The organism is Streptomyces sp. NPDC055103 (assembly GCF_053607625.1).
This window is the reverse complement of the sequence record NZ_JBSGTX010000074.1, coordinates 22,889-40,332: the sequence shown is the minus strand read 5'-3', so window position 1 is coordinate 40,332 and position 17,444 is coordinate 22,889. Positions and strand designations below refer to the sequence as shown.

Annotated in this window: 12 protein-coding genes and 1 pseudogene; 6 read left to right on the top strand and 7 right to left on the bottom strand. The window is 70.8% G+C overall.

Annotated elements, in window-relative coordinates; translation table 11 throughout:
• Positions 1 to 389, top strand: a 389-nt coding sequence (locus tag ACWFR1_RS33445; protein ID WP_453557899.1) for a YHS domain-containing protein, incomplete at its 5' end; no start/stop codon positions are given.
• Between the two features lie 405 nt (positions 390 to 794).
• Here the strand turns inward: ACWFR1_RS33445 and ACWFR1_RS33440 are convergent.
• Positions 795 to 1,934 carry a PucR family transcriptional regulator gene (locus ACWFR1_RS33440; RefSeq protein WP_453557897.1) on the bottom strand — a complete coding sequence of 380 codons (1,140 nt, stop codon included), beginning with the start codon at positions 1,932 to 1,934 and terminating at the stop codon, positions 795 to 797.
• Between the two features lie 86 nt (positions 1,935 to 2,020).
• On the opposite strand from ACWFR1_RS33440, the gene ACWFR1_RS33435 reads away from it, so the two are divergent.
• Complete coding sequence (locus ACWFR1_RS33435) at positions 2,021 to 3,076, top strand: ferredoxin reductase (RefSeq protein ID WP_453557896.1); 1,056 nt, start codon at positions 2,021 to 2,023, stop codon at positions 3,074 to 3,076.
• 7 nt (positions 3,077 to 3,083) lie between these two features.
• A complete protein-coding gene (locus ACWFR1_RS33430; RefSeq protein ID WP_453557894.1) occupies positions 3,084 to 4,202 on the top strand; it encodes a fatty acid desaturase family protein in 1,119 nt (372 codons plus the stop codon).
• 978 nt (positions 4,203 to 5,180) lie between these two features.
• On the opposite strand, the pseudogene ACWFR1_RS33425 reads toward ACWFR1_RS33430, so the two are convergent.
• Positions 5,181 to 5,798 (bottom strand): annotated as a pseudogene (locus ACWFR1_RS33425) (flavin-containing monooxygenase); the annotation flags it as partial.
• On the opposite strand from ACWFR1_RS33425, the gene ACWFR1_RS33420 reads away from it, so the two are divergent.
• From ACWFR1_RS33420 to ACWFR1_RS33410, 3 genes are all read left to right on the top strand, one after another.
• A complete protein-coding gene (locus ACWFR1_RS33420; protein ID WP_453557892.1) occupies positions 5,797 to 6,021 on the top strand; it encodes a glutamate-cysteine ligase family protein in 225 nt (74 codons plus the stop codon). The pseudogene ACWFR1_RS33425 and the gene ACWFR1_RS33420 sit on opposite strands and share 2 nt — an antisense overlap.
• Positions 6,018 to 6,476 carry a carboxylate-amine ligase gene (locus ACWFR1_RS33415; RefSeq protein WP_453557890.1) on the top strand — a complete coding sequence of 153 codons (459 nt, stop codon included), beginning with the start codon at positions 6,018 to 6,020 and terminating at the stop codon, positions 6,474 to 6,476. The genes ACWFR1_RS33420 and ACWFR1_RS33415 overlap by 4 nt, the downstream gene beginning before the upstream one ends.
• A 928-nt stretch (positions 6,477 to 7,404) precedes the next feature.
• Entirely contained in the window at positions 7,405 to 8,241 is an 837-nt protein-coding gene (locus ACWFR1_RS33410; protein WP_453557888.1) for a class II glutamine amidotransferase, read from the top strand.
• A 15-nt stretch (positions 8,242 to 8,256) separates the two neighbouring features.
• On the opposite strand, the gene ACWFR1_RS33405 is transcribed toward ACWFR1_RS33410, so the two are convergent.
• From ACWFR1_RS33405 to ACWFR1_RS33385, 5 genes are all read right to left on the bottom strand, one after another.
• Positions 8,257 to 8,544, bottom strand: a complete 288-nt coding sequence (locus ACWFR1_RS33405) for an SHOCT domain-containing protein (RefSeq protein ID WP_453557886.1) — start codon at positions 8,542 to 8,544, stop codon at positions 8,257 to 8,259.
• 27 nt (positions 8,545 to 8,571) lie between these two features.
• Positions 8,572 to 9,015 (bottom strand): DUF6325 family protein, encoded by a 444-nt coding sequence (locus ACWFR1_RS33400; RefSeq protein WP_453557884.1) that lies wholly within the window; start codon positions 9,013 to 9,015, stop codon positions 8,572 to 8,574.
• 666 nt (positions 9,016 to 9,681) lie between these two features.
• On the bottom strand, positions 9,682 to 11,688 hold the full coding sequence (locus tag ACWFR1_RS33395) for a hypothetical protein (protein WP_453557882.1): 2,007 nt from the start codon (positions 11,686 to 11,688) through the stop codon (positions 9,682 to 9,684).
• A 459-nt stretch (positions 11,689 to 12,147) separates the two neighbouring features.
• A complete protein-coding gene (locus ACWFR1_RS33390; RefSeq protein ID WP_453557880.1) occupies positions 12,148 to 15,186 on the bottom strand; it encodes a hypothetical protein in 3,039 nt (1,012 codons plus the stop codon).
• Complete coding sequence (locus ACWFR1_RS33385) at positions 15,187 to 17,067, bottom strand: HSP90 family protein (RefSeq protein ID WP_453557877.1); 1,881 nt, start codon at positions 17,065 to 17,067, stop codon at positions 15,187 to 15,189.
• Positions 17,068 to 17,444: the final 377 nt, after the last annotated feature.

The window sequence follows — 17,444 nt, the reverse complement described above, 5'->3', positions numbered from 1 at the left end:
GCGTCCGCCTGAGCCCGATCATCGCCGCGGCCGCCATGGCCCTGTCCTCCCTGTCCGTTGTCACCAACGCCTCCCGCCTCCGCCGCTGGCACCCCACAGCGCCGACCGAAACCGACACCCAGCCCCACGGCATCGAGCCCCAAGTCGAAACCTTCCCCGACCAGCAGGCCACCACATCGGCCACCGACCCGAACCACCAGCCCGATGCCCACCCACGCCAGGACGACAGCGAGGGAGCCACAGATCCGGTGTGCGGCATGCACATCGACCCGGCATCCACAAGCGAGCAGCGACACACCGACACCCGCACCTACTACTTCTGCTCCACCCGCTGCGCCACCAGGTTCGACGCCGCCCCCGACCTCTACACCGCCACCGCCACGAAATGAGCAGACGGGACAGAGAGCGACCGCGCCCACGGATGGCCAGCTAACGACGGACGACATGGCCACCTACGAATCGACACGGGGTGTGGACCTGCGGCTTCTCAAAGCGGCCGGCCAACTACCAGTCGTGGTCACACTGATGGCAGCCAATCCCCTGGTCAACGACCAGGACTGCCTGACGGCACCACTCTTCTACACGGCCACAGGAGCGGGTTCGGGCACGTTGCCATCCAACCTAGTCCGCCCAGGTCAGGTGGTACGTCCACGACTGAGTTGGATGGCAAAGGACAAACCTGTCCCTTGTCATCCTGTAGGTTCACAAAAGCCGCACCATATTGGAGCGTCGATTGCGTACACGGGCCCTATTGGACCGCTCGCGGACTCGGTCACGGACGGTCGAAGTACGCGTCAGCTGACCCGAAGACCGACCGCCAGCGTCAGTTCAAGGACCCGGTATGGCGATGCGAGATCCGGAAACAGCTCCCGCAGCTGTGACATCCGGTATCGGACCGTCTGGGGATGGACGAACAACGCCGCCGCCACCTCGTCCCGCCTGCCCTGGTGCAGCAGCCACTCCCGCAGCGTCTCCTCCAGCCGCCGTGCGGTCGCGACAGGCAAGGTCCGCAACGGTGCGAGGGCTCGGGCACGCAGGTCCGCGAACGCGTCTGCGTCGGCGCTCAGGACCAGCTCGGGCAGGTGGTCCTCGGTGTCGCGGATATCGGAGGAGAGGGAGCGCGCGCGTGCGGCTCGTGCGTACGAGTCGGACGCACGAGTCCATGGCCGGGCCGGGCCGACCACGACGGTGCGGTCGGTCAGCTGCCGCAAGAGATGGGATCGGTCGGCATCGGGGACGAGCAGGACACCGGTGGCGTCCGGCAGATCGTCGAGGACGAGGGTGCTCGGGTCGAGCGCGCGGTAGGCAGGCCGGGCCTGGGCGGCGGGCAGCAGGACGGCGGTCAGCGAGGCCGGAGGCTGCCACACGGCCCGTTGAACAGAGGCCAGCAGCACGTCCGGGCTCGCGCCGGCGAGGAGGTCGCGGGCCAGGTGTTCCAGGTGGCGCTCGTGGGCCCTGCCCTGGGCGGCCAGTTCGTCGGCGTGGCCCGCGGCGCTCGCGGCGGAGAGCTCGTCGATGTAGGCGAAGGTCAGCTCGGCGAACTTGGCGACCTCGGCGGCGGGCAGACCTGCGGGGACGGCACCCGCTGCCAGGTATCGCCAGGCCACGCGGGCACCGACGCGGTAGGCGCCGAGCAGGGCGTCCATCGAACGGCCGGAGCGTACCTCGCCGCGGCCCAGTTCGTAGGCTGCGTCACCGGCGTCGCCGCCTGTGGCGTTCCCGCTCGCGAGGTCCAGGTAGTGCCCCAGGGCGGTCCGGACGGCTCGGCGGATGGTGCCGCCCATGCGGCCCGAGAGGGCGTCGGCATAGGGAGGGACCTCGTCGATGATCGCCTGGACGACCTCGTCGGCGGTGGTCTTCAGCGCGGCCCGAAGTGCGGTGACCGTCGTCTCATCCAGGGCCAGTTCGGTGACCCTCCGGATTGGATGGCTCATGCTTTATTCCCTGCGAACAATTCGGCCGACCAGATTTACGTCCTGCGGTCAGGACTTTACGCCTTGAGGCGCATCAAGCTGGAGTCATGACGAGTTCAGCCCTCCGCAGTAGGGCGTGGAAACTGCTGGAGATGGTCACGACGCCGCTGCTGCCGTCGGATTACCTCGACCTGGTCAGCCCGCTGCGTGCGGGTGCTGACCTGCGTGGGCGCATCGAGTCCGTGCACCCCGAGACGGGCGACGCCGCGACCATCGTGATCAGGCCGGGACGGGGCTGGCGCGGCCACACGGCCGGTCAGTACGTACGGATCGGGGTCGACGTCGACGGGGTGCGCCTGTGGCGTGCCTACTCCCTCACCTCGCCGACGAACCGCCAGGACGGCCGCGTCACGATCACCGTGAAGGCGATCCCGGACGGAAAGGTCAGCAACCACCTGGTCCGCAGAGTGAAACCGGGCACGCTGATCCAGCTCGACCAGCCGACCGGTGACTTCGTGCTGCCGCAGGCCAAGCCCGCCAAGGTGCTCTACCTGACGGCCGGCAGCGGCATCACGCCCGTGATGGGCATGCTGCGCGACATCGAGTTCGACGACGTCGCCATGGTCCACTGTGCGCCACAGCCGCAGGACGTGATCTTCCGGAACGAACTGCACGGTCTGGTCGCGGACAGGAAGCTGCGGCTCACCGAGGTGCACACCGACACGGACGGCATGCTCGACATCGCCCGTCTCGACGAACTCGTGCCCGACTGGGCCGAGCGCGAGACCTGGGCTTGCGGGCCCGCGGGCCTGCTCGACGCCGCCGAAGCGCACTGGACCGGCCACGGCGTACAAGAGCGCCTGCACACCGAACGCTTCCGCCCCAGCATCGTCGTCGCCGGTGACGGCGGCGAAGTCACGTTCAGCGCCACCGGCAAGACCGTCGACGCGGACGGTGCCACGCCGTTGCTGGACGTCGGCGAGGAGGCTGGCGTGCTCATGCCGTCCGGGTGCCGCATGGGCATCTGCTTCGGCTGCGTCACGCCGCTCAAGGAGGGCGCCGTCCGCGACCTGCGCACCGGCGAGATCACCGAGGCGGAACCGGGCGTCCTCATCCAGACCTGCGTGTCCGCCGCGGCGGGCCCCTGCGACATCGAACGGTAGGAGCACCGTGACCGCCATCGACCCCACCGCCCACCTGACCCCGGAGCAGATCGAGGAGCTTGGCCGCGAGCTGGACGCGATCCGCGATGAGGTGATCGCCGGCCGTGGCGCGAAAGACGCCGCCTACATCCGTAAGGTCATCTCGGCGCAGCGCAAGCTCGAGCTGGTCAGCAGGGGCGTGCTGCTGTTCTCGATCTTCCCGCCCGCGTGGCTGCTCGGCACCGCCGGGCTGTCCGTGGCGAAGATCATGGACAACATGGAGATCGGCCACAACATCCTGCACGGCCAGTGGGACTGGATGCGTGACCCGAAGATCCACTCCACCACCTGGGAGTGGGACCACGTCTCGCCGTCCGAGCAGTGGAAGCACTCGCACAACGAGCTGCACCACACGTACACCAACGTGATCGGCAAGGACAACGACCTCGGCTACGGCATCATGCGCGTCGACGAGGACCAGAGGTGGCACCCGTTCCACCTCGGTCAGCCGCTGTGGAACTTCATCAACGCCTGCTTCTTCGAGTACGGCATCGCGGCGTACGATCTGGAGCTCGGCAAGAACCTGCACAAGCGCCGCCGCAAGAACCCGGAGTTCCGCGCGCGGGCCAAGGCCGTGGGCCGCAAGATCCGCAAGCAGGTGCTCAAGGACTACGTCATCCACCCGCTGCTGTCGGGCCCGTCGTTCCTCACCACGCTCGCCGCCACGTTCACCGCGAACCTGGTCCGCAACGTCTGGACCCACTCGGTGATCATGTGCGGTCACTTCCCCGAGGGCGTGCAGGTCTTCGAGCGCCGGTCGATCAAGGGCGAGACACGCGGCCAGTGGTACCTGCGCCAAATGATGGGATCGGCCAACATCAGCGGCAGCAGGGCCATGCACTTCATGACCGGCAACCTGTCGCACCAGATCGAGCACCACCTGTTCCCGGACCTGCCGAGCAACCGGTACGCGGAGGTCGCGGTGAAGGTGCGCGCGCTGTTCGAAAAGTACGAGCTGGAGTACGTCACCGGGCCGCTGCCCAAGCAGGTGTTCTCCGCGTGGCGCAAGGTCTTCCGGCTCTCGCTGCCGAACAAGAGGCCCAAGGTCAAGACGCCGGACCGCGAGCAGGAGCTCGTCGCGGCCTGATTCCCGACATCGGTTCAGATCTTTCGGCCGTACCGGCGGCACTGCCGGGTTCCGTGAGATCCGTTGCGGACGGTGGGCGGCCGCGATTCGGACCGTACGACACGGGACCCGGGGCGGCCCGGTGTCCAGCTGCGCTGCCTGGACATGCGCCCAGCTCGTCGTCGCGCGACTCAAGTCCTGGCGCATCTTCCGCCGGCCCGCGATCAACCATCCCATGATCGTGTCGGCGGCGCGCGTCGCCTGGTTGAGCTCCTTGATTCCGTCAGCGAGGAGGGCGGCATCGTTCTGGCTGAGGCCGGTCAGACAATCCTCACTGCCTCCGGCCGCCCTCGTCGTGAACGTCGTCCAGCTCGACAGGAGCCCTGGGACCGGGACGGGGAGGCGTTGCCCGAGGGTCCCGGGAGGAACAGAACCGCGGCGGACATCCCCATGGCTCCCGCGCACAGCCCTCTTGCGGCCAGGCGGCGGGTGCGCAGTCCTCGGTGCTCCTGCCCCTCCTGGGCAGAGGCCGCGGGGCGGGTCGGCCGCCGGAATGGAGAAGGTCTCGTAGTAGTCGGTGCCGAAACAGTTGCGCTTGGCGCCGAGCGGGTGGAAGCGGGGCTCGAGGACTGCGGCGGTCTTGGGGTCCTGGACGATCTGGCGGATCTTCCCGCGTACGAACTCCGCCGCGGTCTCGTTGGCCGTCGCATCGGTCAGCAGATCGGAGAACTCGCCGCCGACACCGTTGAATCCGCTGCGCACGTATGCCCTCTCGTAGCGCTCGCGCCGCTCCTCGTCGGAGACGTCGAACGCGGCGGCGTCCGGGATTCGGTCCGGGATGCCGCCGAGCGAGTGACGGCACTCCTCGCGGATCGCCGCGTAGCTGCTCTTGATCTCGTCGACGTAGTCCGCCGACAGCGGGACGTTGCGGGCCGGAAACACATAGTTGGGGGTGCGCTGGAACACGGTGAGGTGCTCGGCGACCTCGGCGATGAGCGGAATGCGCTGGACCGCGGACGACCCGGTGCCGATCACGGCGACTCGCTTGCCCGCCAGATCGCTCAGCGGAATGTCCCACCGGCTCGTCGAGACCATGGTCCCTGTGAAGTTCTCCAGGCCCGGCACGTCGAAGTCCTTGGGCGCCGACAGACCGCCCGAGACGGCGAGCACGTGTCGGCCCCGCCGGGTCTCACCGGAGTCGAGGGTCACCTCCCAGAGCCGCTCGTCCTGGAGCCAGGTCGCGGACGTCACCCGGGTGCCGAAGGTGAAGTGCCGACGCAGGTCGAAGCGGTCCGCGACGTGATTGATGTAGCTGAGAATCTCGGCTTGCGGTGCGAAGCGCTCGCTCCACGTCCACTCCTGCAGAAGCTCCTGACTGAACGAGTAGGAGTAGTAGATGCTCTCGACGTCGCACCGGGCACCGGGATACGTGTTCCAGAACCGGGTGCCGCCGACATCGGGCGCCCACTTCGAATCCCGCGAACGTCCAGCCCCTCTCGACGGCCTTGAACGCCGCCTAGAGGCCTGAAAATCCCGCACCGACGCAGAGGAGGTCGACGACGGGTGCGGTGGATGCGGCAACGGCCCCCACCACGCGGTCCAAGCCGTCGCCCACATGCACAACCTCGCCCAGCAGGAGGTCCGGGAGGAGCTGCTACAGGCTCAGGTCGAAGTCGCCGCCCCTGTGTGCACGAGCCTCGTGGAGGTGGGAGGCCATCTGCTGCGGTTGCGCCAGGCAGTCGCCGCTGCCGCGCACGCGAACGGCTGCCGCATCGCCGTGTCTGCCACCGCATTCTCGCAGCGCTCGCGGACTACGAGGCGCGGGCCGATGCGCTGGTGAAACCCGGGGTGATCCCGGACCGGGGGCAGCTGTACTGGCAGGCCCGGCTCTCGGAGCGCTACCCGACGGTTCAGGTGCGCTGCTGTGACGTGCAGCTGGAGGCGGACGACGCGGTGATGCTCACTGGCGTCGTCCGCGCGCTCGCCGCTACCGCGGTCGCCGAGGAGAATGCCGGAGTCGCTCTTGTGCCATGCCGACCGGAGCTCCTGCAGGCGGCGACGTGGCACGCGGCCAGACACGGACTGGGCCGCACGCTGGTGGACCCGACGGGCCGACTACGGAGCAGCGGGGACGTGCTGTGCGCGCTCCTTCGGTACATCGGCCCCGCCCTCGACGAGAACGGTGATCACCGTGAGGTGACCTCGCTTGTCCACCGGCTGCTCCAGCGGGGGCGCCGGCCGACCGGCAACGCCGCGTCCTGGCCGAAGCCGGCCTGCCGGCAGTCGGTGCCCTGATCACCGCAGGAGCTACTGCCGCATGAGCTTGCCGAGATGGAGGATCGAACGCGTTGGACTCGGCTCGGGTATCTCAAGGCCGGATGGAACCGGTGGATCCGAAAGGCCGACCAGCTTGAATCCGAGTCGTCGTTCGCTGTCGTCGCGAGTGGAGTACAGCCGGCTGCCGTCTCCATGCTGATGTGGTCGCATCGCCTCACGAAAGATCCGTTCTCGTGTGACGACCCGGCGGGTGCTGTCCGCATCGGCTCCGAGCGATCGCGCGGCAGTTCGCCGTGCCGTGACTGCTCGCGCCGCAAACCAGTGAAACCGTGCAGGGCAGCCCAGCGGCCCGGCCGCCAGGGTTTGCTGCTGTGAGCAGGCAGCGGTCGGGTCCCTGCGGTCGTCGGCGTGATCATTTCTACCCGGAAGGCCCCTGCGGACCAGGAAGCGGAGGCAGCGCGCGCCCTTGTCGGGGCAGACCACTGTGACAGTGCTTGAGCGCCTGGGGTGGAAGCCTGCTGGCACCGGATCAGTACCGAAGCGCTCCTCACGCCCATGACGTTCGCACTGCGGAACCCCGACCCTACTCACAGTGGCGCCACTCGTCCTTGTGCCGTCCGCAGCGGACCGCGCGGTCGACGGCGGAGCGGACAGCTCGGCTGGTTCCATCGCTCCGAGCTCGGAGTGATCGCCGTCCGATACGTGCGCGTGCCGCATGGCGGTGTGTGGCGGAGGAGGCGAAAATGAGATTGGCCGGAGTAAGAGCCGCCCGGTCAGCGGACACGGTCGCAACCACAGCACGAGGAGAAGCGGCCCTCCCTTCTCAGCGCACTCGTAGGTGGCGCGGCGACCAGGTGACCAGGGGACTCGTGCAGACTCGGGAAGCCGGGCGGGACCGGGACACGAGGCATTCTCGTAGGTCCAGGTGAGAAATAGGTGATCGGTCATGTGTCGATGGCTCGCTTACTCGGGAACACCTCAGCTCCTCGACACCATCCTCTACAAACCGGCCCACTCGCTGATCGATCAGAGTCTGCACTCCAAGCTGGGTGTCGAGACGACGAACGGTGACGGGTTCGGCGTCGGGTGGTACCCGGAGGGCAGCGAGGGCACTCCCGCGCTCATGCGGGACATCGGTCCCGCATGGAACAACCGCAACCTGCGGGAGCTCGCGGACCACGTCCGCTCCCCGTTGTTCTTCGCCCACATCCGGGCGTCGACGGGTACGGCGGTACAACAGACGAACTGTCACCCCTTCCGGCACGGCCGCTGGATGTGGATGCACAACGGCTCCGTCGCCGGCTTCCACGCCATGCGGCGGGACCTCGCCCTGCTCGTCGCCCCCGCGCTGTACTCCGAGATCGAAGGGACGACGGACTCGGAGACCATGTTCTACCTCGCGCTCACCTTCGGGCTGGAGGAGGACCCGCCGGGCGCCGTCGCCCGGATGGTGGGGCTCGTGGAACGCGTCGGCCACGAACACGGCGTGGAGTATCCGATGCAGATGACGGTCGCCGTCAGTGACGGGACTTCCGTGTGGGCCTTCCGCTACTCCAGCCAGGGCGCCTCACGGTCGCTCTTCTACAGCAGCCGGGTGGACGCGCTGCGCAAACTGCATCCCGAAGTCACCTTCCTTCAGGAAGTGTCCGACGAGACCCGCCTGGTGGTGTCCGAACCCCTCGGCGATCTGCCCGGCGCCTGGAACGAGGTACCCGAGAGCAGCTACGGCGTCGTACAGGCCGGAGCCGACGACTTGCGCCCCTTCATTCCGGAACCGGTTTGACGGAACGGGAGCTGGTCATGACGCAAGAACCCTGCGCTTCTGTTCCTCGAACTCAGCCTCGGTGAGCACACCTTGCCCCTTGAGTTCGCCGAGCTGCTTCAACTGCTCGATCTTGTTGGTCATGTCGGGGGCCGGCGGAGCCGCGGGCGGTTCGGCCTGCTGCGCCGGCTGCGGTGAGGGTGCCTCGGGTCCCTGCTGTGCTGCCCATCGCCCCTGCTGTCGGCGTGACACGCGGTTCGAGACGGCGGTCGCCGTTCCGGCGACGACGGCGGTGCGCGCGACACCGCGGAGGAGACCTGGCATGGCTGTGTCCCTTCTGGGAGCTCTGATCTAGTGAGCGGCCTCGGTAGCGTCGAGGGCGGCGGCGAGGTCGGGGATCGGAATCCGGCCGGAGGCGACCATTCGGGCCCCGCCGCGGCGCAGGGCGGCGGCGAAGGGTGCGGCCCATCGGTTCTCGTAGACCAGGATCCCGGCGGAGCTGCCGGGCTCCAGCGCGGTGGCCGCCTCGTGGATGTCGTCCTGGCCCAGCAGCCCGGACGACGCTCCTTCGAAGACGGCGAGGTCGAGCTCACCGTCGCCTGTGAGGTCGGCGATCTCCATGCCGGTCACGGATCCGTCGTCGTCCTTCCTGACGAACACCAGGTCCAGAATCCGAATGAGCCCGCGGTCCACCAGATCGACGAGGATGGGGAATCCCTCGCCCGTCATCCGGTTACCGGGGAACTCGACGACCAGATAGTCGATCGGACCCACTTCTTCGAATTCGTCGCTCACGACATCACCCCAGGTGCTCATGGTCCCCCAGCGCGCTCCCCCGCTTCTCATACGTCAATTGCATCACCGGGCAGCTGACGACGCACCTCGGTACGTCGTCACCCGCCCGGGTTCGCCCGGGTCGCGGGCTGCCCGCAACACCGATCGGCTGGTGGCCACGAGCGACAACGCGGGCATCACCTGGCGGGCCCGCCTCGACGAGGTCCGCGCCGACTACTTCGCCCGCGTCCACGCCGTGAGAAGCCGGGAAGACAGCCCTGACCTCGGGCACAGCTTTGCTGCTTCGTCGGGAGACCCGCCAAGCGCCCGAGAACGTTCATGCTGCTCGGCCTGTTCCATCCGCGCCTGAAGCCAGCGAAAGCGCATGTACACGGCGCCTCAAACGAATGGGAGCCGGGGCAGCGCACCAGCGCAACGCACTCCACATGATGTAGCTCCAGCTGCCTCAAAAGCAGGTCGAACAGGTTCACCGAGGCTATAGAAGAGCAGGTCAGACGCCCTTCGCCGCTGGCTCTGAACAGCAACACCCTCAACATGGTGAGACGCGGTGAGTGATCCCCTGGAGGACGGCCGTCGGTCCGCGGGCGACGCGGAAGGGCTCTGCCGAGGCCACCACCCGGGCCGGCGGGCCGGGTGTCCGAAGCGTCCGTCATCGGCAATTCGGGCTCAGAAACCGCCGGATCCCGTCTCCTCCCCCCAGCCACGAAGCTCACCGGAACCGGGCACCGTGCCCGTCAGCCGGACCCGGCCGCTCGCGTTCGTACGGACGGCCAGGGTCGGTCCGCGTACGGTAGCCGAGACGGGTCCCCTAGCGGTGACAGCGGTCAGCGCGCGGCTACCCGCGGCGAGGAAGTAGCGCGTCCCGGAGGGCGCCGTCCAGTATGTCCCCGCCAGCAGGTGCTGGCCGAAGCGACTGCACGCCGCCGTGTACGCGGGCGCCCTGCCCTGCACCCGTACCTGCGTCGGCCGAGTGCTCCTACCCGGTCCTTCCCAAGCCACCGCCACGCGGGCACGCCCGTCCCAGCCTTCCGCGCGGGTGCACGTCCAGGTGGCGCGTCCGGCCCGCTCCGGCAGGGGTTGCTGGGCGAACTCCCACCGGTTCACGGCCCGTACGCCGGTTCCCCGCAGGGCCGGCAGCGTGCAGGCCGAACGGGCCCAGGCTGCGAGCCCCCCGGCCGACGTCGCCTCGCGCGGCTGGCGCGCGGGGGCTCCCGTCCCCGGCGCAGGGGACCACGTCAGGTGCGCGGGGCCAAGCTCGCCGAGGTCCACCAGCAGGAAGGAGTGGTCCTCGACGATCCGGGTGGACGACCGCACGTGCAGCGCGGAAACGCTGCGGCAGTCGCTCGGCGCCTCGGGTACGGGGTCGGTGACGCCGTGCTCCGAGACGGCCAGCTGACGGGCCGGCACGTCGGGCCTCAGGAGGTCGCGCACCGCGCTCTCGTCGATCCAGGGGGCCAGCAGGAACCGCGTGCCACCCGGTGACCTGCTCACCGCCACGGCAGCGCCGGTGGTCACGTCCGCGTCGTCGACCCGGGCAAGTTCGAGGAGCACCACGCCCCGGCCCGCAAACGGCTCGGTGTACCGGACGAGCCGGCCGCCGTCGTGGAGGAGGACGACGGCCGAGTCGTCGACCGTTCCGGCGAAGAGCAGGCGGGCAGGGGCGGCGGGTGGCGTCGTCGGCGTCCCCGGCGTGACGGTCACCCGGACCCCGGGCTGGGCGCCGGTGCCCCGCGCCCAGGCGTCGAGCGCACGGGACAGCAGGGCCATGTCGTCGGTCCGCCCCCCACGGGCGGGCCACGCGGTGAAGTCGACGCGGGCGGTGTCGGCCCACAGCTCCCCGGGGGTACGGACCAGGAACCCTGGGTCGGAAGCGCGGGCGGAGGCGGCGGCGAGGGCTGTGGCGGGCGGCACGGCTGCCGCCCGCTCGGGCCGCGGGGCGAGCACGGCGGCCGTGGACGCGGCAAGCAGTGCGGCAACGGCGGCGAGGGTGATCAGGCGCGTGCGGCGCCGGCGGCGCAGCAGGTCCGTCGGCCGCGCCTGCACCGTGCACGGGTCGAACTCGGCGCCGTGCAGCAGCAGTTCGGCGTCAACACCCAGATCGGCGCGGAGGCGGTCGGCGGCGCGGAGGGCCTCGTCCGAGGCGGGGGCGCCCGCGGCGGCGAGAAGGAGGGCGGCCGCTTGCGCGCCCAGTCCTTCGAGTACACGCAGGGCGAAGGCGGCCCGTACCTCCGGAGTCACGGCGGCCAGTGCGGATTCCAGCGCGACTTCGTCGTCGGCACCGGCCCGTGGGAAGAGCCTCAGGCCGAGGACCGCGGGGAGCGGGTGCCACCCGCGGACCCACAGGGGTCGGGCCGCCGCGCGCAAGGCGGCGGACACGACGCGTTGCCGCAGCCAGGCGAGGACCGGGCCCGGCTCTCCGCGCTGCTGGTGAACCGTCGGGCCGGGGGTCGGGCCCGAGCGCGAGAAGGGCGCCGCCGAGAAGGACTTCTGCACGAGCGCGTGCGCGGTGAGCACGCGGCGGTGCCTGCCGAGGGAAGGCGGGAGAATCAGGTGGGCCAGCCGGACGAGCTGCGGGTAGTGCTCGACGAGGGCGGCCTCGGCGTCGTTGCGGGTGGGGCGGGTGGGCGCGGCGGAGGATATACCGGTGCCCGCGATGGGTGCGTGCGACTGCATGCCCGTGTCAACGACGGCTCCGCGGAGCGGTTACCTCGTACGGGCGCTCTGAGGGGTCCTCCGGGGTGGTGACCCCGCACTCGCCCTGAGCCTTCACGCGAGCCCTCGACCGGTTCAGCCACGCGGGCGCCGTTTCGGCGTCCCTCTCCTGGCCGATCGGCATGTTCGCCGTGGTGACCCTGGGTATCTCCGCCGGTCACGCCGTGGTTCGAGCGCCCGTTCGCCCCCGTTCTCAGAGCCGTCCGCCCCGACCGTCGGGATCGGGCCGGCCGGACTTCCGCGTCGCGCCGAGAAGGTGCTTACCACCAGCACTCGAAGAACCTGCTGGTCAGCTACTCGCCGAAGAAGCTCGGGTTCTTCTGAGCGGCTTCGGCGAGGCGTTCTTGCTGTCAGCACGCAGGGGGCGGCGCGGCGGCCCAGGTGGCCGGCGCGGCGCCCCCGTCGTCCTCTTCCCGCCGGTCAGCGGGTGCGGAGATCCTGGCGGAGGGCATCCAGGACCGCGGCCGCCTCGGGGTGGCCCGCCTGTTGGCAGCGGGCCGAGGCCGCCGTCAGACGGGTGATGGCCTCGGCTGTGCGGTCGAGGCCGTTGCCCTCGATCAGGGCTGCGAGGCGGACCGCCTCGGCCCGCGGGAGTTCGCCCCGTTCGCCACCCTCGTCGTGCGCGGCGATCGCGGCCTCGGCCTCCGGGAGCGCCTCGTCGAAACGGCCCGCCTCGGCGAGGACGCGGGCGCGGCGGTAGTGGATCTCGCCGCGTTCGTACCAGACGGCGAAGTCCTCCTCGCCGGAAGGCAGGGCGGCGAGGACCGCGTCGGCGCGGGCCAGGTGCTCCAGCGCCGTGTCGGTGCCCTCGCTGTCACGGGTCTGGAGCGTGAGGCGCGCGAACTCCCGCATCATCATGGTGATGAGCGGGGGGTTGGGCGCCTCGGCGTGGGCCGCGAGGGCGCGTTCGTACGCGGTGTCCGCCGCCTCCCAGCGCTCGGCGAGGGCGAGGGTGGTCGCCGCCTCGGCCGCCACCAGGGTGAGAACGCCGCCCCGGTCCTCCTCGGGCCAGCCCGCGACGGTGTCGGCGAGGCGGAGCAGCTCCTCGGCTGCCGGGAGGTACTCCTCCAGGTCACGCAGGCCGCGGCCGAGGGTCAGGCGCCCCTGGGCGAGCATGCGTCCGTCGACGGTGGGCGGCGCGTCGACGAGGGCGCACTCGAGGACGGCGACCGCGTCGGCCTGCCGGCCGGACCGGGCGAGGACGTCGGCGAGCTGGAGGCGCGCCTCGACGGCGCTTCCGGCGTCTTCCGCCTGGTCGAAGCGAGCCGCGGCCTCGGAGAGGTGGCGTACGGCTCCGTTGGCGTCGTCGAGGTGCGTGGCGGCGTGGCCGAGCAGCAGGTACGTCGGACCGAGCGGGAGGGTCGGGTCGTCGTGTGCGACGGCGTCCGCGATCGCGGCGTGGAGCAGGTCCGTCGCCTCCTGCGGCCGGTCCTGGGCGAGGAGCAGCTGAGCGAGATGGATGGACGGGCGCGGTCGGCGCCAGGGCCGGTCTGCGGCTTCGATCTCCTGGAGCGCGGCGCGGAGTTCCTGTTCGGCGTCGGCCAGGGCACCGCGGCGGGCCAGCAGATCGGCGCGGAACTGGCGGGCGTTGGCGGCCTGGTGGGGGTAGCCGAGGCGGGCCGCCTCGGAGCAGAGGGTGTCCACGCTGCGCTCGAACCGCTCGGTGAGTGTGTCGACGTCGCCCGTCACCTCCTGGTCCTCCTGGTCCTCCTCGCGGGAGAGAGCGGCGTGCAGCTCCTGGTGGGCGGCGAAGGCCACGGAGTAGTGGAGGGAGAGATGGCTGAGGATGCGCTCGGCGCGCAGGTCGGTGCCGAAGGCCGCCTCCGCCTCTCCGAGGGGCTCGCTGTCGAAGGGGGTCGCGGTGAGCAGCTCGTCCGCCTCGCGGAGCATCTCGTCGAGCTCGGTCCGGATCGAGGCGCGGTCGGGTGCGGTCCTGTCGCCGTCGCCGTCGCCGTCGCCGTCGCCGTCGCGGGAGCCCGGGGCGGCCGTCCACGCCCGGGAGCGGGCTTTGGCCGCGAGCGCGTGCCAGGGCATGCCCAGTCGCGTGAAGTGCCTTACGGCCGTGTCGAGTTCGGCGACGCCTTCGCCGTGGCGGTCCTTGAACCAGAGCTGCTGCGCCCGGTGTTCGGCGAGTTCCGCGGCCAGGAGGTCTTCGGGGCCGAGGGTGTCGTCGTACGGCTCTGTGGCGTCGGCGAGCCGTTCGGCGACGCGTGTCCAGAGCCTCTCGTCGCCGGGGTGGCCGTCCCGTGCCATGCGGCGGGCCTCGCTCACCAGGGTGGCGAAGTCGTCGGGGATGCCGGTCCGTGCGGGATCCGGGGTGATGGACGCGGCGCCGACCGACGCGGTGCGGGCCGCGGTCGCGCGCAGGCCGAGCGGCAGGGGCTCGTCGAGCAGCGGGGCGAGGGCGAGCCGGGCCCGGCGACGATCGCCGACGGCCGTGGTGCCGTTGCGGGTGTCGAAGGCGGCTGCGAGGGGTTCGGCTTCGGCGCGCACGTGCGTGAGGAGTTCGGCGGCGGTCCAGACGCGGCCCGGCGGGCCGGCGACGGCGATGTCGTCATGTCCGGCATCGACGAGCCGGGCGAGGAACACCTCCGTGCCGGTGAGGAAGTGCAGGTGGTCGAGCGGAGCGCCCTTCGCCTCGAAGAGTGGCCGGTTCTCCGCCAGGATCTCCAGGCCGCGGCCCTCGTTCCGGGAGTGGGCGCAGAACTCCAGGTGGTAGCCGACTTCGGCCTGCATGCCGGTGGCGCCGCGCACCTTGCGGTAGCCGGTGAGGTGGTGGGAGCGCGCCTCGTCGGCGCGTCCCGCGCGCAGCAGCGGGAGCAGCGCCCGCGCCTGGCTCATCTGGGGTTCCTCGCTGCATCCCTGCTCACGGTCGAGGACCGGCTGCCAGACGTCGAGGGCGGCGGTGTCGTCGCCCTCGGTCAGGAGGTGGAAGGCGTGGTGCCGGGTCTCGCAGGCCTCGCAGTCGCTGAGTTCGGTGCGGGAGCGAGTGGCCCAGAGGTCGTAGGCGTCCGCGACGCCGGTGCCGGTGTGGTGCGCGAGGTGGTAGCGCATGGCCGCCACGGGCTGCACGGCGTGGCCGGCGGCCTCGTACCGGCTGAGCATCTGGTCGATCCAGCCGCCGATCGACGCCAGGGGTATCTCGGGCACCTGGAGGAGCGAGGTGGTCACCCACTTGAAGCGCCAGAAGACATTGTGGGCCTCGTAAGGGCTGAAGGACTCCGGGCTGGTGTCCCACAGCTTGAGGATGCGGGCGAAGACGACGGGCGACTTGCGCTGCTCGCCGGTGAACTCGTAGGCCGTCATGAGGTCCAGGAGCGCGGTGACGAGGACATCGGGCTTCTCGAAGGCCTCGGCGGCCTCGACGAGTTCTTCGGCGGTGACGGTACGCGCCAGTCCGTGGGGGCGCTCGTGGTTCTCGCGGAGCGCCTCGACGACGGCTTCGGGGGTGTCCAGCATCTACTTTTCCTTCCGGGGCTCGGAGCCGGGGGCCGCCTCGCCGGGCTGGTGCATGGCGTGGGTGAGCAGGCCGATGAAGGCCCGGTTGAGCAGGGCGCTCTCGCTGGCGCGCAGGGGGCGTCGGCTGAGCAGCAGCGCCTGTCCGTAGAGGGCTTCGGCGGTGGTGACCGCGAGTCCGCGTTCGGCGATGGTGAGGGCCTGGCGGACCAGCGGGTTGAGGTGGTTCAGGACGAGCTGCGCGCGCGGGATCTCCTCGCGGAGGGAGCCGAGGATGTCGGCCCACAGGCCGTCGCTGTCGGCGGCGAGGCTCGACCGGGTGCGCTCGTGCCGGGCGTCGCGGTTGTCGAGCAGCAGGGCGGGGGCGGTGACGGGCTGGAAGTCGCGCAGGACGACGTCGCAGTCGTGGACGCCGATGGTCTCGCGGGCGATCGCGAGGAAGGCGGCGGCCCGCAGTTCGGCACTGGGGTCGACGGCGTCGAGGTGGGCGGTGACGGTGGTCGGGTCGAGGTCGGTCACCGTGGTGCCGGGCCTGATCTCGGGCAGGCGGTGGACGAGGTCGCGGTCGTAGGTGTAGCCGCCGTTGACGACCCCGAGTCCGGCGGCCGAGGCGATCGGCGCGACCTGACGGAACTCCTCGACACTTCGGGTCACGAGGAGCGTGGGGTGGGTCCGCGCGAACTCCTCCAGGGTGACGTTCCCGTCGGTGGTCTCGAAGGGCAGCCAGGGCAGCACGATGCGCAGGAGTTCGTCGTCGTGGCGGGCGAGCGCCTTGACCGCGAGGTGGTGGGTGTCGATGAAGCGGTGCAGGAGGGCGGGGTCACGGGCCGCGAGTCCGGTGAGCCACTCGCGGATCCGGTCGCCGAGGGCGTCCCGTACGGCGGACAGCGTGCCGTCCTCGTACAGCGACTCGCGGGAGGCGGTCGGCCGCAGGCTGGTGGTGTCGACGACGCAGCGGACGAAGAACGCCCATTCGGGGAGCAGTTCGGGAGCCTGGTCGGTGAGGAGCATGCCCTTGAGATGGACGCGGTGCCCGGCGCGCTGGGCCGGGCTGACCGCCGTCGGCAGGACGTAGGCGACACCGCGCAGTCCGGCGGCCGGCAGGTCCAGTTCGATGGTGTCGAGCGGGGCGAAGTCGAAGAGCTCGCGGCAGTACGCGGTGTACGCCTCCCGCTTGGCGAGCGGGGAGCGGTGCGTCTGCTCCCACGGCGGCGCCGCGTTGATCCGGTGGCTCTCACCGCGCGGGTCGATGACGGTGACGTGGTGGCGCAGGAGCCCGCCGTAGTGTCGGGCGAGGGAGACGACCTGCTGGGGGCTGGTCCATTCGGCGTTGTCCGCACGCGGGACGAGCTTCACGGTCGTGCCGGGCTCGGGGAGCGTCGCGGACGGCAGGGTGCGGATGGTGTACCGGCCGTCGGAATGGCCGCGCCATTCGACGGTGGGCGCGGCCGGGTCGGCGGCGGAGCGGCTCAGTACGGTGATCTCGTCGGCGACGACGAAGCAGGCGAGCAGGCCGATGCCGAACTGGCCGATGAACTCGCCGCGGGCCGCGTCGAGGCCCGCGCCGTCGAGAGCGCCGTCGACGGTCCGCTTGGAGCTGCGTCCGATGGTGGCGAGGAACCGGTGCACGTCGGCCTCGGACAGGCCGATGCCGGTGTCCGTGATGGTCAGTGTCTCTCCGGTGCGCACGGTGATCGCGCCGGCGGCGCCGGGTGTGAGGGCCTGCCGGGCGGTGATGGCGTCGACGGCGTTCTGCAGCAGCTCGCGCAGATAGACGCGGGGGCTGGAGTAGAGGTGGTGGGAGAGCAGGTCGACCAGGCCGCGCAGATCCACCTGGAAGGTGTGGCCGGTCGGGGAGGTCTCGGAGGTCTGGGACTGGGACACCTGGGGCGGTCCTTCGGTGCGTGCCCGCCCGCTCCTGGGAGTGGGCGGGTCGTGATCGGGTGTGTCGGAGGGGCGGCTTGAGGGGTGGGGCGGGGTGGGATGGGATGGGTGCGGCTCGGGGTTCGGGACTGGACTCGGCCCGTGGGTGGAGCCGGACGCGAACGGGGCGCCGCGCGGGAGCTTCGTACCCGAACGGCGTGCACAGCGAGGGGCCGTGGACGGGCCCCGGGCTTCCGGACAACGGGCCGTGGGCGGGCTGAGATCCGCCCCGCCCGGCCTCTGTCCCGGTCCCGACAGGTCCGTCCCGGTCCCGGTCCCGACAGGTCCGTGCCGGTCCCGAGGTTCGTGCCGGTCCCGAGGTTCGTGCCGGTCCCGAG

Bases quoted from the DNA above. Each gene is read 5' to 3' on its own strand.
- ACWFR1_RS33440 (WP_453557897.1), bottom strand. From the start codon at position 1,934: ATGAGCCATCCAATCCGGAGGGTCACCGAACTGGCCCTGGATGAGACG.
- ACWFR1_RS33435 (WP_453557896.1), top strand. From the start codon at position 2,021: ATGACGAGTTCAGCCCTCCGCAGTAGGGCGTGGAAACTGCTGGAGATG.
- ACWFR1_RS33420 (WP_453557892.1), top strand. From the start codon at position 5,797: ATGCACAACCTCGCCCAGCAGGAGGTCCGGGAGGAGCTGCTACAGGCT.
- ACWFR1_RS33410 (WP_453557888.1), top strand. From the start codon at position 7,405: ATGTGTCGATGGCTCGCTTACTCGGGAACACCTCAGCTCCTCGACACC.
- ACWFR1_RS33405 (WP_453557886.1), bottom strand. From the start codon at position 8,544: ATGCCAGGTCTCCTCCGCGGTGTCGCGCGCACCGCCGTCGTCGCCGGA.
- ACWFR1_RS33395 (WP_453557882.1), bottom strand. From the start codon at position 11,688: ATGCAGTCGCACGCACCCATCGCGGGCACCGGTATATCCTCCGCCGCG.
- ACWFR1_RS33390 (WP_453557880.1), bottom strand. From the start codon at position 15,186: ATGCTGGACACCCCCGAAGCCGTCGTCGAGGCGCTCCGCGAGAACCAC.